Origin of the sequence: Salmonella sp. SAL00670, from assembly GCF_046552235.1 — a bacterium.
Taxonomy (GTDB): domain Bacteria; phylum Pseudomonadota; class Gammaproteobacteria; order Enterobacterales; family Enterobacteriaceae; genus Salmonella; species Salmonella enterica.
Genome location: NZ_JBGDUO010000001.1, coordinates 282687 through 297952 on the forward strand (window position 1 = coordinate 282687; position 15266 = coordinate 297952).

The window sequence follows — 15266 nt, forward strand, 5'->3', positions numbered from 1 at the left end:
GTTATGGCTCACATTTTTTGTACAAATGATTTACCGTATAGCTCACAAATATGACATTGGTGTGAATTTTGCGCATTGACGGGCGATCCATTTAGAGGTATTCGTGTAGTGTGATTGCACATTTTGTAATCACTGTTTTCTTTTCCACCAGATACAAATATGAGGGAAACGAGGCATGAAGAGACAAAAACGAGATCGCCTGGAACGGGCACATCAACGTGGATATCAGGCCGGCATCGCCGGACGATCAAAAGAAATGTGTCCCTATCAGACGCTGAATCAACGGTCATACTGGTTGGGAGGTTGGCGACAAGCCATGGAGGACAGGGCGGTAATGGCCTGATTCTGTCTCTTTAGAAAAAGAAACCTCCGCAGTGCGGAGGTTTCGCCTTTATGGGCTTTGCAAGCATGATACCGATAGCGCGGAATATCAATTCAACACTTAGAACGCGGAAGTATCCTGGAACAAACCGACTTTCAAATCGTGTGCGGTATAGATCAGACGACCATCCACCAGAACCTCACCGTCCGCCAGACCCATGATCAGGCGACGGTTTACGATACGTTTGAAATGAATGCGATAGGTGACTTTCCTGGCTGTCGGCAGAACCTGGCCGGTAAATTTCACTTCGCCCACGCCCAGAGCGCGGCCTTTGCCTTCGCCGCCCAACCAGCCCAGGTAGAATCCCACCAATTGCCACATAGCATCCAGACCCAGACAACCGGGCATCACCGGATCGCCGATAAAGTGGCATCCGAAGAACCATAGATCCGGATTGATATCCAGCTCGGCTTCGACATAGCCTTTGTCGAAATTGCCGCCCGTTTCGGTCATCTTAACGACGCGGTCCATCATCAGCATGTTCGGCGCAGGGAGTTGCGGCCCTTTAGCGCCAAACAGTTCACCACGACCAGAGGCAAGAAGGTCTTCTTTTGTATAGGATTCGCGTTTATCTACCATGTTTTATGTAAACCTTATTTTATTGAAGCACGCAGGATAGCTAACACGTGTACGCTGAACAAGTCCGATCAGTTCGGAATAAAAGCGTTCAGCCAACGTAATGGCCACGGGAAACGATGACGGCCTTCCTGTTGCGTCGCCTGCGCGATACGCTCCTGGATAGTCTGCATCAACGTCGTTTGACCTTCGCCATCCCACACCAGATTTAACAGTAACGGTAAGGCGTCGGTCACGTCGTCTACCGCCCAGATAGTGAACTTCTCTTCTTTAACCGCTTGCAGCAGTTCAGATTTAAGACTGAGATGGCGGACATTGGCGGCAGGGATAATCACGCCCTGTTTACCGTTTAATTCCCGCTGCTCGCAGATGGCGAAGAAACCTTCAATTTTTTCGTTTAGCCCACCCACCGGTTGCGCGCGACCAAACTGATCGACCGAGCCGGTAATCGCAATGTTTTGATTCACTGGCACATTGGCCAGCGCGCTGATGAGCGCACATAATTCCGCCATTGAGGCGCTATCGCCATCCACTTCGCTGTAGGACTGCTCAAAGGTTAACGAGGCAGAGAAGGGAATTTGTTGCTCCAGCTGCAACTCCGACATCAGGAAGGCCTGCATAATCATCATTCCCTTAGCGTGGATATTTCCGCCAAGTTCGGCCTTGCGCTCAATATCGTTAAATTCGCCATCGCCGATATGCACAACACAGCTAATTCGCGACGGTTCGCCAAAGGCGCGAGGATGCCCGGGAAACTCAATGACGGAAAGCGCATTGATTTGTCCAACGCGTTCGCCTTCGGTTTCAATCAGGATCTGCTCTTGCAGAATCTCATCCTGCATCCGCTCCGCCAGAAAGCCTTCTCGCCATTCGCGTCGGGCAAGCATCAGACTGAGCGCTTCTGCGCCGCAGGTATCGCCTTCGCATAAAGGCGATGCCTCCTTAAACTGGCGGGCTATCCACAGTGGGCAAAGAGGCAACGTATCCTGTTCGCCGGTATAGCGCACAGCCTCGCGTATCAGGACGGGCCAGGCGTCCGGTGCCGGAGGGGGCAAATTATCGCGTAAAGCGATACGCGTCACCCATTGACACCACAGGGTCATAGCTTCTGCGTCCGCTATCTGTAAATTGTCTTCAAATTCACTGTAGATAGCCTGTTCCGCGAGCTCCGGTTCCATCTCCTGAAAATCAGCCAGTGATTCACGTTCGCCAACCAGAATCACCTTCAGTTTGAGCGGCATGGATGGCACGGAGACCGGTAATGGACGCGACTCGTCAAAGGCCACCCAGTCAAAACGCTCGCGGCTAACGATGGCTTTCAGACGCATCCACAGTAACGGCTGCGCCAGAAGGGTTCGTAAGGAAATAATCAGCACGCCGCCGTTCGCCTGATGAACCAGTCCCGGCTGCAGGATAATGTCGCCGTTATACTGCCGCAGGCAACCAAAGAGCTGTTCGGCTTCGACCCAGTCCGCGCTGACGACTTGTGTGACGGTGGCAAAGTTGTCTTGCGCATTCTGCGCGGCGCGGTAATGAACAGTATGCCCGGAAACGTCATAATGTCCGCCGGTTAATTGTCCGGCATCGGTTTGCAGAGCGCGGACGGCATCTGAAAGTAAAGTGAGATACTCTTGCTCTTCAGGCGCTTTAGTCAGCATAAAAGAGGATGATGCCCACGGCTGTATAAGTTGCTCAAGCGCAAATTGCAGTCGTGGCTGAGTATCACTGAGTAAGGTGTCGTTTTCGTCAGTCGCGTGTGGCTGTGCAAATATCTCCTGATAGCTTTCGCTATCCGGAACCAGATCACGCCATGCAAGTTTCGTAATGGTCAAAGTTGAGGTTTTTTAGTCTGTTGTAAAAGGGGGGATTATAGCCTAACCCGTCACGCTGCACACGCGGAAAGCGAATGCAAAGTAATATGAAGACGTGTAACCATTCACAGGTTCGAGATTCTTTTCTTCAGATGGCTAAAAAACTGATATTCTGATAACAGTTACACGGTAACATTGGGATCACAATGAAATATCAACAACTTGAAAATCTTGAAAGCGGTTGGAAATGGAAATATCTGGTGAAAAAGCACCGCGAAGGGGAGCTGATCACCCGCTACGTGGAAGCCAGTGCTGCCCAGGAAGCCGTCAATTTGTTGTTGGCCCTCGAAAATGAACCGGTGCGGGTAAATGTCTGGATAGACAGGCATATGAATCCTGCCTTGCTTAATCGGATGAAACAAACCATTCGGGCAAGACGCAAACGACACTTCAATGCGGAACATCAGCATACGCGCAAAAAATCTATCGATTTAGAGTTTATGGTCTGGCAGCGTCTGGCGGGCCTTGCGCAGCGACGCGGTAAAACATTATCCGAAACGATAGTGCAACTGATAGAAGACGCGGAGCATAAAGAGAAATATGCCACGCAAATGACCACGTTAAAGCAGGATTTACAGGCGTTATTAGGCAAGAAGTAACGCTGAAAGGCGTTGTCACCCAGACCAGAGCAAAAAACCCCGCGACGCGGGGTTTTTTATCAGACGGAAACTTAAGCCTGCGGCTGAGTTACCACGTCTTTAACGCCTTTAACTTCGATCTCTACGCGACGATCCGGAGCCAGGCAATCGATCAGGGCAGCGCGAGGTTTCACGTTGTCACAGGTGTTGCCGGTAACCGGGTTAGATTCGCCCATACCACGTGCGGAGATTTTGTCAGACGGAATACCTTTGGAGATCAGGTAATCAACAACAGACTGAGCACGTTTCTCGGACAGACCCTGGTTGTAAGCGTCAGAACCGATACGGTCAGTGAAGCCCAGAACGACAACGGAACCGTCTTTCGGATCCAGGTTGCTCAGCTGGCTGTACAGCTGATCCAGAGCCTGCTGGCCTTCCGGCTTCAGGGTAGATTTGTTGAAGTTGAACAGTACGTCAGACTTCAGAGTGAAGTGCTTGGTCTGTACTTCCGGAGCCGGTGCCGGTGCCGGAGCTACTACCGGAGCAGCTTCTTGCTGGCCGAAACGGTAGGAAACACCTACGCTCAGCAGGCCGTTGTCCGGACGGGTGCCGATGGTGTTGGCATCACCGATGTTGTTAGTCCACTGGTATTCCAGACGGGTTGCGATTTCAGGGGTGATAGCATACTCGATACCGCCCGCGAATACCGGGGAAACGCCGGTGTCGTGGTCTTTAGTAGACGGGCCGCCAGGGACGTTAGACTTGGTGTCTGCACGCCATACCATACCACCCAGACGGGTATAAACGTCCAGATCGTCAGTGATTGGATAACCCAGTTTAGCGGTCAACTGAACGCCCTGAGCTTTATAAGCGCCATTGATGTTGTCGCCTTTGTACGGCATACGGCCTAACCAGTCGTAGCCCATTTCAAAGCCAACGTACGGGTTAACCTGGTAACCACCAAAAGCACCTGCGCCCAGTTGGTTTTCATGAGTTGGGCCATCATTGTTAATGAAGCCGGTGTCATGGTACTGAGACCAGCCCAGTTTAGCACCAGCGTACCAGGTGTTATCTTTCGGAGCGGCCTGCGCTACGGTAGCGAAACCAGCCAGTGCCACTGCAATCGCGATAGCTGTCTTTTTCATTTTTTGCGCCTCGTTATCATCCAAAATACGCCATGAATATCTCCAACGAGATAACACGGTTAAATCCTTCACCGGGGGATCTGCTCAATAGTTACTCTACCGATATCTACGGCTTATGCTGAGCACCCCTGGCGATGTAAAGTCTACAACGTAGTTGGAAACTTACAAGTGTGAACTCCGTCAGACATGTGAAAAAAACATGACGGATATACACATCATTTAACAGTTTCAGATGATAAATCGTACAGCAAAAATTGCGGAAACCGCTTCTGGCAAGCGTTCTCGCAAAAAAAACGTTAGCACTCAAAGGAGATACGTTCGCGTAAAAAAAAGTCCAGGATAAATCCTAATTTTACTTAATGATACAAATTAGAGTGAATTTTTAGCCCGGAATGCTGTCTCCTGGGTAAAGCGTGCGCACGTACAGGGCGCATGATAAACCCTACCGCATTACCTACCTTCGCTGCTTCAACCAGGCTGGCATGTTCTTCTTCTGTCAGTTCTTCAGTCATCCAACCAATTACCACGCTGTAATTTCCTGTACGCAAAGCGCGGATCATCGACTCCAGCGTATGACGAGGCGCAAGCTGGCTAATTTGCATCACTTTCGTTAATGGCAAACCTGAAGACTGTACCCATTCACGGCTGAGCTTTTGCTGCGGCGTGAGCCAGAGTTGCCAGCGTGATTGTTGGCCTAATTGACGGAGTAAAGGCAAAAGCAGGAGTTGCGCCATCATGGGCTGGTCTTCGTGGTAGACAACTTCACTGACCAGTCCTGCCGCGGCATTTTCCGTAGCGGTGCGCGCAGCGTTGTGGGTAGTGGTAGGAAATGACGAAGAACGATTTGCATAACCTGAAGTGTACATAATCAATCCAGCCCTGTGAGTTACTGTATATTCATACAGTACCCCTGTGGCGATGAAAGATCAACTCTATTTTCGGAAACTGTCTCGCAATTTTTATTCTTAGTGGCGTCAAAAATAAAAATCATCTTGCTCGCGGAGTATAAGTTGCCTATTTTCGTCATTAACGGATCCGTTACTGCAAATCATTCTTTTACTTTATGATTTAAAAGGAATTTTATGAGAGCACTCTCTTATGGCAGGATCTATAAATCGCAAGAATATTTGGCCTCTTTGGGGACGATCCAGTATCGATCTTTATTCGGTAGCTATAGTCTGACCGTGGAGGATACCGTCTTTGCGATGGTGGCTAATGGCGAGCTTTATCTCCGCGCCTGTGAAGAAAGCGTACCCTACTGTGTGAAGCATCCTCCCGCCTGGCTCATGTTTATGAAGTGTGGACGTCCCGTTATGCTCAACTATTACCGGGTGGATGAAAGCCTGTGGCGCGATCAGCAGCAGCTGGTGCGTTTATCGAAGTATTCTCTTGACGCGGCAATGAAGGAAAAACACAGCCGTATTTTACAGCACAGACTCAAAGATCTCCCCAATATGACCTTCCATCTGGAAACATTGCTCAATGAGTCAGGGATAAAGGACGAAAATATGTTACGCATACTGGGCGCGAAAATGTGCTGGCTAAGGTTGCGACAAAGCAATCCCTTGCTGACGGTGAAAGTTTTGTATGCCCTGGAAGGCGCAATTGTCGGCGTACATGAAGCGGCGCTCCCGGCGAGTCGTCGCCAGGAGCTTGCCGACTGGGCTCATTCGCTTACGGCTGGGTAATTAATGTAGAAGTCGGCGGTGAAATTTGCCGTTGCAAGCGTCCAATCTCGGGCAGTAAGGCAATGAGCAAACCAATTTGTTGAACAACCAGAGGTTCTTTGCTGTCCGGACGTGTTTCCAGTGACTGAACTCGCTGCTTTAAACCCTCCAGCGCCTGGTGTACGCGCTGTTCGTCTTCAGGTTGATGATGAAGCGCATCATCAACGTAGCAGACCGCGTCATCCAGAAGCCCCAACACGTCCGGATTACTGAGCTTTTCGCGGTGCGCGCCGAGGGCGGAGATATAGCTGGTAAAAGTGTGATTGAGGCAAAGCAGCCTGAACGCCGCCTCCCGGGTTTCAGCCGTGACGTCGGGTTCGCTCGACATATTAGAAACCACGGATGCCAGTTCTGCATCGCGGTTGTGCGCGTCGCGTCTGGCAATGCGATAGGCCAGGCGGTTATCCCGTCCCTGGTGATATTGCTCAAGGATCGCATCAAGGTAGCGGCAATTAGCATCGGTGGCGCGCTGGAGTACCCGGGGAAGGTTGCGAAAGCGCCAGTCCGGCCAAATAAAGCTGACCGCAGCCCAGGCGATAGCGCAGCCAATTAACGTGTCGACGACGCGCGGTAACGCTACCTCAAAGCCTTCGCCCAGGAGGTTAAAGCAGAGTAATACCAGCAGGGTGATGAACATCGTTGCATGGGCATACTGCACATTACGGAATGCGAAGAAAAGCACGCCGGTAATCACCAGCAGAACTAACTGTCCTTCAAGCGAAGGAACAAACCATAAAATCGGCAGGCCGATAGCAACGCCTACCAACGTGCCGATAATCCTGAGCGCAAGGCGATGGCGGGTCGCGTTATAGTTAGGCTGGCAAACAAACAGGCTGGTGAGCAATATCCAGTACCCGTGGCGCATCCCGGTAATTTGGATGAGAGCATAACCGATGCACAATACCAGCGACATGCGTACCGCATGGCGAAAGAGAGCGGACTCCGGGGTAAAATTACGGCTCAGACGCAGCCAGATGTCGCTAAACCCGTGTAGGCTATCATCAGCCAACTGGTTTTCTGACTCATTGCGCGGCATTGCCTGGGCCTGCTCCGACTCGATCGTCGCCAGTTGCGCATCAATGGCGCGTAGGTTGGTTAATAAGAATCCAAGCGTATTCAGCAGCTCTAAAGAAGCGCCGCTGGCGCGCATACGTTCAAGCGCGGCGTCAATGTGGGTAAAGACGCGTTCAAAACGCGGATCATGCTGGTACGGCGTACGCAGTAAGATACAGCGCGCCAGCTGCGTACAGGCCTGCGCCTGCATCGACATCAGACGCTGAAAGCGGAACATGACGTCGCTATGGCGAAAATAATCGCGCAGCGTCTGGTATTGAATATGCGAAGAACTGGCGCGTTCATGAATATCCTGTGCCACAAAATAGTAATGGAGGGTGCGGCGCGTACCGCGTTGACCGCGATCGCCGCGCAGGCGACTCAATAACGACACTTTCGTTTGGTTCAGCGTCGCCATTAACTGCCCGTTCGCTAACGCTAAATCATAGAGCGGCGCCTGGCTTTCATCTTCAATATCAGGATCAAACAGACGTGATTTCAGTTCCAGATAGTGCGCTAACTGTTCGTAACTGCGTGCCAGATTATCCTGCAACGGACGGATCGGAAATAGCAGATGCCCGGTTAGCGTCAGTAGGTTATACCATACTGCGCCTGCCAGCAGGAGCAGTGGTTGCTGATACCAGTGATCGTATAGAGAGGTACCCAGCATCGTATAGATGGCAATGAGTAACGCGCCGAACGCGATGGTGGCATAGCGTTGCCCCAGTCCTCCCAACAGAATAAACCCGCTGGTGGATAACGTTAAGCCCAACGCAAATAGCCACGGCCAGGGAAAGAGCAGCTCCACAGAAGCCGACGCGATAAAAAAGCAAATTAAGGTAATGATTAAATTACGCAAGCGTCCGGCAAGGCGATCGTCGAGATCGGTTAGCGCCGCGGCAACCATACCGAGCGTGAGCGGGATGGTCAGTTTGACGTCGCCCAGCCACCAGGGCAGGGCGGTGGTGCCGCACAGAGCGATAAAAATGCGGATGTAATACAGCCAGGTACTGTTCCAGGTATAACGGCGAATCAACGGACTTAACATAAAGGCTATTTGTCCCGATCATTCAAAACGGCGGCGCGCGTTAGCTTCTCGCGCGGCGCGAGCGGTTTCTACAGAGACGACGCGGCGACCGACAGGCCAAAGCGCAATCGCGGCAATTTTAAAGTTCGCAATACCGACAGGTATCCCGATGATAGTGACACACTGAGCGATACCGGAGGCAATGTGCATCAGGCATAGCCACCAGCCGAAAAAAAGTAACCAGAAAATATTCAGCAAGGTACCGCCAGTATTCATTAATACGCTTTTCGCCGCCGGATTAAGTTCGTCAACGTGAATGGCTTCATTACCGTAAGGGAACAGGGACAGTTTGGTTATCTCCCAGCAGGAGCGGGTCAACGGCAGGGTAAAAATAAGCACAATACTGACCAGCGTCGCCAGCAGCCAGGCCAGCGTAGTGGCAAAGCCGCCCAGTACAAAGTTTAAAATATTCAGAACGGTACGCATAAACCCTCAGTTCATTCCGGTTTTCTATCACTGCGGGCAATTGTAACGTTTTTTTAGACTGGAGCACGTTTTCTCTGGCGGTTACACTGATAAGCACATCTTTACGTCTGGATTCGCTGAGTCATGGAACTGAAAGCAACTTCTCTTGGAAAACGTCTGGCGCAACACCCGTATGATCGTGCCGTGATCCTCAACGCTGGGGTGAAAGTGTCTGGCGACAGGCATGAATATCTTATTCCATTCAATCAGTTATTGGCGATTCACTGTAAGCGTGGGCTGGTATGGGGCGAGCTGGAGTTTGTCCTCCCCGAGGATAAAGTCGTGCGTTTGCACGGTACCGAGTGGTCGGAAACCCAGCAATTCCATCGCTATCTGGACGCGCACTGGCGTCGCTGGAGCCAGGAGATGAGTGATGTCGCCGCGCAGGCATTACAGGAGCAATGGGCGCGTATTAGTGAGCGAACGGGCGAAAACCAATGGCTTACCCGTGAACGCGTTCGGGGGCTGGAACACGAAATTCGCCAGACGTTTGCCGCCTTACCGCTGCCGGTCTCACGTCTGGAGGAGTTTGCTCACTGTCGCGAGATATGGCGTAAGTGTCTGGCATGGTTACAGGATAGCGAGGGAAGTCGGCAGCAGCATAATCAGGCGTATGCTGATGCCATGCTGGAAGCGCATGCCGACTTTTTTACGCAGATAGAATCTTCTCCGCTTAATCCTTCCCAGGCCAGGGCGGTGGTTAACGGCGAATCATCGTTACTGGTACTGGCGGGTGCGGGAAGCGGCAAGACCTCGGTGCTGGTGGCGCGCGCGGGTTGGCTGTTGGCGCGCGGACAAGCCGATGCGGGGCAAATTCTTTTACTGGCGTTTGGTCGCAAGGCGGCAGAAGAGATGGATGAGCGTATCCGCGAGCGCTTACATACGGAAGAGATTACTGCCCGTACGTTCCATTCGCTGGCGCTGTATATTATTCAGCAAGGCAGTAAAAAAGCGCCGGTTGTCAGTAAGCTGGAAAGTGACGCCACCGCGCGGCATCAGCTATTTCTGCACACCTGGCATCAGCAGTGTAGCGAGAAAAAAGCGCAGGCCAAAGGCTGGCGTCAGTGGCTGGAAGAGGAGATGCAGTGGGCGGTGCCGGAAGGTAATTTCTGGGACGATGAGACATTGCAGCGGCGTCTGGCCCCTCGCCTGGATCGTTGGGTCAGTTTGATGCGTATGCACGGCGGCGCGCAGGCAGAAATGATCGCTGGCGCGCCAGAGGAGTGCCGCGAGCTGTTTGGCAAACGCATTAAGTTGATGGCGCCGCTGCTGAAGGCCTGGAAAAGCGCATTGAAAGCGGAAAATGCCGTTGATTTCTCCGGGCTGATCCATCAGGCAATGGTGATCCTCGAAAAAGGGCGTTTTATTAGCCCGTGGAAGCATATTCTGGTCGATGAATTTCAGGATATTTCCCCGCAACGGGCGGCGCTGTTAGAGGCGCTACGCAAGCAGAATAGCCAGACTACGCTGTTTGCCGTTGGCGATGACTGGCAGGCGATTTACCGTTTTAGCGGGGCGCAGCTCTCCTTAACGACGGCGTTTCATCAGACGTTCGGCGAGGGCGAGCATTGCCACCTGGACACCACGTACCGCTTTAACAGTCGGATTGGCGATATTGCCAATCGCTTTGTACAGCAGAATCCGCACCAGCTTAAAAAACCGTTAAATAGTCTGACCCCAGGCGATAAAAAAGCGGTGACGTTATTGGATGAAAGCCAGTTGGACGCGTTACTGGATAAATTATCCGGCTATGCGAAGGAAGATGAACGTATCCTGGTGCTGGCGCGCTATCACCATCTGAAACCCGCGAGTCTACAAAAAGCGGCGACTCGCTGGCCGAAGTTACAGATAGACTTCATGACTATCCATGCCAGCAAAGGCCAACAGGCCGATTACGTGATTCTTGTCGGATTGCAGGAGGGTAACGACGGTTTCCCCGCCCCGGCGCGAGAATCCATTATGGAAAGTGCGCTTCTTCCTCAGGTTGAGGATTTTCCGGACGCTGAAGAGCGGCGTTTGTTATATGTGGCGTTGACGCGCGCGCGTGCGCGGGTCTGGCTGCTTTTTAATAAAGATAATCCCTCGCGCTTTGTGGAGGCGCTTAAACAGCTGGATGTGCCGGTGGCGAGGAAGCCCTAAAGCGCGGGCGGTACAGCATCCCGCCCGCGTAGCGGTTATTTCAGGCGCTCGGCCAGATAACGCGCATAATCCGGAATAAGAATATCTACAGCGTCATTAAAATGCGGGGACTGGATGATAAAGTCCGCCGTTGAGACGTTAGTGGCGACAGGGATATTCCATACGGTGGCCAGACGCAGTAGCGCTTTGACATCGGGGTCGTGCGGTACCGCGTTAAGCGGGTCCCAGAAGAAAATCAACACGTCGATTTTCCCTTCTGAAATGAGTGCGCCAACCTGCTGGTCGCCGCCCATCGGGCCGCTCAGCATCGCATTAACGTCCATACCGGTTGCGCGCTGGATCAGATTCCCCGTGGTGCCGGTTGCATAAAGAACGTGTTTTTCCAGCAACGGCTGATGGCGTTCCACCCAGTTCATTAACATCTGTTTGCAGTGGTCGTGAGCAACCAACGCGATATGTTTGCGCGTCGGCAAGGTGCGAGTCGTCAGTTCCATAATTCGATTCCGTAGTTAACCTGTCTACAGATTACTGGAAGCGCTTGATGCTGCAAGAGAAAGAGAAAAAAATTGCGCGCTGGGACAACTCATATCAAGAGGGCGGCTGTTTTTCCGCCCATTGCAGAAAATGATGGCGTGTCTGCGGGTCGGCCAGTCGGAACCAATATTTCAGCCGCTGTTCTGTCAGAGTTTGTGATTGCGGCGGTACGGTATCAAGCTCTGAGACGTCGGAAAGTAATGTGCTGTCGTCTGCCATCATCGTGGCGAACTGAGGAAGCGAGGCGCGTTTCGCCGATTTATTATAACGCTCGGTCTCTATTTCATAATCGACCACTTTAGCCGTAGAAGTAATGGCCAGAATATCGAGTTTTACCGGAATGGGCATGGCGTCGCCGTCCAAAAGCGCCAGACGCGGCGCCGCGTTAAAATGCGAGGCTTCGCGCTCGTTTTCCAGCCGCGGGAGCTGGAAATTGACCTGACTTATCAGTTGGGTATCGAAACTTATCACCAGCGGCGGAGAAATATAAAGCCGCTCTTCATTACCGGGCAGGCGGATGGTTTTTTCCACCCGGAAAACGAGTTGATGCGGCCCGTTTTCCAGTTCAATGCTCTCTGCGCCGCGTAATAAAGAGCTGGACACCTTTTTGCCGTCCAGCACCAGCAGATCAACCTCATTAGACAAACGGAGCGTTGTGGCAAAAACAGTCACCGGCAAACAGAGAGCAAGGAAGGTGGTTAGCGCGCCGGTTTTCATAAGGTTCTCCTGTCCAAAGGCCGTCTGGCTAATAATGTATCGAAATTTTTCTTAGATCATGTTTACTAACATATAGACATATTTTGGCGTTTTGCTCTCATACATCGGTATGGGATGAATGGTTGCTATGTCAGGTTTGTCGTACACTTTGCAAAACAGCCAGGAGAAAGATGATGAAAGAGACCGATATTGCTGATGTTTTGACGTCCACTCGCACTATCGCGCTGGTAGGTGCGAGCGATAAACCCGATCGTCCAAGTTATCGGGTAATGAAATACCTGCTTGAACAGGGCTACCATGTGATTCCGGTTGCGCCAAAAGTCGCGGGTAAGACATTGCTGGGGCAACAGGGGTATGCCACGCTGGCGGATATTCCCGAAAAAGTCGATATGGTGGATGTTTTTCGCAACTCTGAAGCTGCATGGGGCGTCGCGCAGGAAGCTATCGCCATCGGCGCAAAAACGCTGTGGCTACAGCTTGGCGTGATTAACGAACAGGCGGCGGTACTGGCGCGGGATGCAGGCATGACCGTGGTGATGGATCGCTGCCCGGCGATTGAGATCCCTCGCCTGGGGCTGGCGAAATAAAAGTTTAAATGGCCGGATATCGCTCTCCGGCCTTTTACATACAATCAGTTACGTAGTCGCGGCGCCTGAAGCTGCTTGCGAATGGTACGCGCCAGTTCATCCATCGATGGCTGTTCTGGATGCTCGTCCCGCATTTCGCTTCGCAACTGGGCCTCGGCCAGATAAGTATGCACTGGCTGACCATCATCATCTTCCATTACCACGTGGTACCACGGAGCGGCGCGAAGTTCGTCGTTAACCGCCAGTTCATCAGGCGACGGTTCATCAAGCGAATATTCCGGGTCGATATCGACGACCACTCCGAGGTAACCTAACAGGGAATGGCGGACCTGTTGGCCGATACCGAATTTGCTGGCTATCATAGTCACCTCCCGGGAAATAGATACCCTTTATATGAGGATACTATTCCACTTTTCAAGTTACATGACGCGACAGGCAAACCCTTTCAGATACAGCCCTTCCGGGTAGGTGGCGATCACCGGGTGATCGGCGGCCTGACGGAACTGCTCTATAAATTGTACATCACGACCGGCATCTATTGCGGCATCGGCAATGATTTTCTGAAATAAATCGCTGGTCATCAGTCCGGAGCAAGAGAATGTCAGCAGTATGCCGCCCGGATTGAGCAGTTGAATCGCTAACATGTTAATGTCTTTATAGCCCCGGCAGGCGCCCATTAACTGGCTTTTATTTTCGACGAATTTGGGCGGGTCCATGATGATGACGTCGAATTTTTCGCCGCGTTCACGGTAAGCGCGCAGCAACTTAAACACGTCGTCGCGCACGAATTCGGCTTTGCTCAAGTCCAGTTGGTTCAGTTCAACGTTTTGCCTGGCGATATCCAGCGCATCCTGTGAGGTATCCACGCTGACAACCTGGCGACAACCGCCCATTAACGCCGACACGGCAAAACCGCCGGTATAAGAGAAGCAGTTCAGTACCCGCTGATTTTCCACGTAGCGGCGCGTCGCCAGACGACTGTCGCGCTGATCAAGATAATAACCGGTTTTGTGGCCGCCCTGGATATCGACCAGTAATTTCATACCGTGTTCTTCAATTGGCAGAAGCGCAGGCGGCAGTTCGCCAGTGACCGGACCTTGCGTCAGCGCCATCCCTTCTTTTTTCCGCACGGCGACGTCGCTGCGATCGTAAATAGCGCAATCCGGATAGCATGTTTGCAGAGCGCTAATTAATGCGGCGCGTTGATATTCGGCCCCGGCGCTGAGCAGTTGCAGCACCAAAAAATGACCAAAACGATCGATAGTGACGCCAGGCAGGCCATCGGACTCACCGGCGATCAGACGATAGCTATCCAGGCCGTCTTTTTTCGCCAGCCAGTCGCGCCACTGCTGCGCCTGGCGCAGGCGGCGGGTGAAAAACGCAATATCAATGGATTCTGCTTTATCAAATGTCCAGACGCGCGCGCGGATCTGGGAGGCTGGCGACCAGGCGCCGCGTGCTAACCACTTTCCCTGATGGTCGACGATATCGATAGTTTCACCGAGGTTGGCTTTGCCTTCCAGGCGGGAGACGGCGCCGGAAAAGACCCATGGGTGGCGGCGGAGTAAAGATTTTTCTCGCCCTTTGCTGAGGACTAAACGGGGATATTGCGGAAATGTAGATTCAGTCATGCGGAGTAACCTCTCACAAACAGTGACGCGAGCCGGATGATAGTTCCAGCCAGGGACCGTGAAAACGAAATGGCGCGTAGGGTAGCACAGATAAGAGGGGCAATCACCAGCGTATGGTGGTGAGCGTTTCTGCACAAAATAGAATCGTAAAGGCACAGTTTCTTCAGCGGGCGCTTTTTATAGTGTTATTTCTTTATATGAAGAAGGAAATACAATGAAAACAGTCTTCTCTTTGACCGCAGCCGCAATGATGGCATTAAGTGGCAGCGTATCTGCCGCGTCGGCGTTTAGCCTCAGTAGCGCGGATATTCCGGCGGATTTTCGTTTAACGCAACAGCACGTCTTTAAAGGATTTGGTTGTAGCGGAGAAAATATTTCGCCGCAGCTGAGCTGGCGCAATTCGCCTGCCGGAACCAAAAGCTACGCTATTACCGTCTTCGATCCTGATGCGCCCACCGGAAGCGGCTGGTGGCACTGGACGATGGTGAATATTCCTGCGCAGATTCACGACCTGCCGACGGGGGCTGATAAAAAAACGTTACCCGCTGGAGTGGTGCAGGGACGGAATGATTTCGGTTATGCTGGCTTTGGCGGCGCCTGTCCGCCGCCGGGCGATAAGCCTCATCGCTATCAGTTTACTGTGTGGGCGCTGAATACGGCAACACTGCCACTCGACAGTGAGTCGAGTGGCGCGTTGGTAGGGTTTATGCTGAACGCGCATGCGATTGCGAAAGCACAATTCACGGCCACATACGGAAGATAAAACAGAGGACG

At 52.2% G+C, this 15266-nt stretch carries 16 protein-coding genes; 6 read left to right on the top strand and 10 right to left on the bottom strand.

Annotated elements, in window-relative coordinates:
- Window positions 1–175: 175 nt before the first annotated feature.
- Complete coding sequence (gene rmf, locus ACLJRS_RS01345) at window positions 176–343, top strand: ribosome modulation factor (RefSeq protein ID WP_001537784.1); 168 nt, start codon at window positions 176–178, stop codon at window positions 341–343.
- Window positions 344–442: 99 nt separating this feature from the next.
- Here the strand turns inward: rmf and fabA are convergent, their stop codons facing one another.
- Both fabA and ACLJRS_RS01355 read right to left on the bottom strand, forming a co-directional pair.
- Window positions 443–961 carry a bifunctional 3-hydroxydecanoyl-ACP dehydratase/trans-2-decenoyl-ACP isomerase gene (fabA, locus tag ACLJRS_RS01350; RefSeq protein WP_000227928.1) on the bottom strand — a complete coding sequence of 173 codons (519 nt, stop codon included), beginning with the start codon at window positions 959–961 and terminating at the stop codon, window positions 443–445.
- Window positions 962–1029: 68 nt separating this feature from the next.
- Entirely contained in the window at window positions 1030–2790 is a 1761-nt protein-coding gene (locus tag ACLJRS_RS01355) for a Lon protease family protein (RefSeq protein ID WP_000156448.1), read from the bottom strand.
- Window positions 2791–2975: 185 nt separating this feature from the next.
- Here ACLJRS_RS01355 and matP point away from each other — a divergent pair, with 185 nt between their 5' ends.
- The gene (matP, locus tag ACLJRS_RS01360; protein ID WP_000877172.1) at window positions 2976–3428 is read left to right on the top strand and encodes a macrodomain Ter protein MatP; all 453 of its coding nucleotides are present in this window, start codon (window positions 2976–2978) and stop codon (window positions 3426–3428) included.
- Between the two features lie 71 nt (window positions 3429–3499).
- Here matP and ompA read toward each other — a convergent pair whose 3' ends face one another.
- Both ompA and sulA read right to left on the bottom strand, forming a co-directional pair.
- Window positions 3500–4552, bottom strand: a complete 1053-nt coding sequence (gene ompA, locus ACLJRS_RS01365; protein WP_001670727.1) for a porin OmpA — start codon at window positions 4550–4552, stop codon at window positions 3500–3502.
- Window positions 4553–4908: 356 nt separating this feature from the next.
- A complete protein-coding gene (sulA, locus tag ACLJRS_RS01370) occupies window positions 4909–5418 on the bottom strand; it encodes an SOS-induced cell division inhibitor SulA (RefSeq protein ID WP_000288732.1) in 510 nt (169 codons plus the stop codon).
- Window positions 5419–5634: 216 nt separating this feature from the next.
- Here sulA and ACLJRS_RS01375 point away from each other — a divergent pair, with 216 nt between their 5' ends.
- Window positions 5635–6240 (top strand): TfoX/Sxy family DNA transformation protein, encoded by a 606-nt coding sequence (locus tag ACLJRS_RS01375; RefSeq protein ID WP_286102065.1) that lies wholly within the window; start codon window positions 5635–5637, stop codon window positions 6238–6240.
- Here the strand turns inward: ACLJRS_RS01375 and yccS are convergent.
- Both yccS and ACLJRS_RS01385 read right to left on the bottom strand, forming a co-directional pair.
- Window positions 6227–8380 carry a YccS family putative transporter gene (gene yccS / locus ACLJRS_RS01380; protein ID WP_000950876.1) on the bottom strand — a complete coding sequence of 718 codons (2154 nt, stop codon included), beginning with the start codon at window positions 8378–8380 and terminating at the stop codon, window positions 6227–6229. The genes ACLJRS_RS01375 and yccS overlap by 14 nt on opposite strands.
- A gap of 18 nt (window positions 8381–8398) precedes the next feature.
- On the bottom strand, window positions 8399–8845 hold the full coding sequence (locus ACLJRS_RS01385; RefSeq protein WP_001261222.1) for a YccF domain-containing protein: 447 nt from the start codon (window positions 8843–8845) through the stop codon (window positions 8399–8401).
- 123 nt (window positions 8846–8968) lie between these two features.
- On the opposite strand from ACLJRS_RS01385, the gene helD reads away from it, so the two are divergent.
- Window positions 8969–11023, top strand: a complete 2055-nt coding sequence (helD, locus tag ACLJRS_RS01390) for a DNA helicase IV (protein ID WP_000420513.1) — start codon at window positions 8969–8971, stop codon at window positions 11021–11023.
- Between the two features lie 35 nt (window positions 11024–11058).
- Here the strand turns inward: helD and mgsA are convergent, their stop codons facing one another.
- Both mgsA and ACLJRS_RS01400 read right to left on the bottom strand, forming a co-directional pair.
- Window positions 11059–11517, bottom strand: a complete 459-nt coding sequence (gene mgsA, locus ACLJRS_RS01395; RefSeq protein WP_000424187.1) for a methylglyoxal synthase — start codon at window positions 11515–11517, stop codon at window positions 11059–11061.
- Between the two features lie 94 nt (window positions 11518–11611).
- Window positions 11612–12274: a DUF2057 family protein gene (locus tag ACLJRS_RS01400; RefSeq protein WP_000847732.1), complete on the bottom strand. Its 663-nt coding sequence runs from the start codon at window positions 12272–12274 to the stop codon at window positions 11612–11614.
- 173 nt (window positions 12275–12447) lie between these two features.
- On the opposite strand from ACLJRS_RS01400, the gene ACLJRS_RS01405 reads away from it, so the two are divergent.
- A complete protein-coding gene (locus ACLJRS_RS01405; protein ID WP_001537782.1) occupies window positions 12448–12861 on the top strand; it encodes a CoA-binding protein in 414 nt (137 codons plus the stop codon).
- Window positions 12862–12905: 44 nt separating this feature from the next.
- Here the strand turns inward: ACLJRS_RS01405 and hspQ are convergent, their stop codons facing one another.
- Window positions 12906–13223, bottom strand: a complete 318-nt coding sequence (hspQ, locus tag ACLJRS_RS01410) for a heat shock protein HspQ (protein WP_000561983.1) — start codon at window positions 13221–13223, stop codon at window positions 12906–12908.
- Window positions 13224–13280: 57 nt separating this feature from the next.
- Window positions 13281–14492 (bottom strand): 23S rRNA (cytosine(1962)-C(5))-methyltransferase RlmI, encoded by a 1212-nt coding sequence (gene rlmI / locus ACLJRS_RS01415; RefSeq protein WP_000140482.1) that lies wholly within the window; start codon window positions 14490–14492, stop codon window positions 13281–13283.
- 214 nt (window positions 14493–14706) lie between these two features.
- On the opposite strand from rlmI, the gene ACLJRS_RS01420 reads away from it, so the two are divergent.
- Window positions 14707–15255 (top strand): YbhB/YbcL family Raf kinase inhibitor-like protein, encoded by a 549-nt coding sequence (locus ACLJRS_RS01420; protein ID WP_000859429.1) that lies wholly within the window; start codon window positions 14707–14709, stop codon window positions 15253–15255.
- Window positions 15256–15266 lie beyond the last annotated feature (11 nt).